Below are 277 nucleotides of genomic sequence, written 5' to 3'. Positions count from 1 at the left end.
GTAATTTATATCCTATTGAGCAAGGCGTAATGTCCTTTTTTTGCCAAATCTAGTCATTTATCAGGATAGCCTGCTGATGTTGGGACTAGGATATTGGATTATAGAGAGAGAAGCAGTTTACCGGTAGATTCAATTTTCCAAAAGTTGTATTTCCCAAAAGTTGTATTTCTATGAGTCTATATCCCTTCTTTTTTGCTTCCTTTAAAGTATGCACAATGGCTAAACGCATAGGTTCTGGATGAGACAGTATATTTTTCTTCTTTACATTGAAATACAA

Annotated in this window: 1 protein-coding gene; it reads right to left on the bottom strand. The window is 34.3% G+C overall.

Annotated features, from left to right (window positions below):
• Positions 1–85: 85 nt before the first annotated feature.
• The coding region (locus tag BN338_RS12780; RefSeq protein ID WP_210160968.1) for a hypothetical protein at positions 86–277 on the bottom strand (192 nt) is incomplete at its 5' end.

The organism is Bartonella queenslandensis AUST/NH15 (assembly GCF_000312585.1).
In the GTDB taxonomy this organism is placed as follows: domain Bacteria; phylum Pseudomonadota; class Alphaproteobacteria; order Rhizobiales; family Rhizobiaceae; genus Bartonella; species Bartonella queenslandensis_A.
The sequence above is the reverse complement of the archived record's forward strand: the minus strand, read 5'-3'. Positions and strand labels throughout refer to the sequence as shown.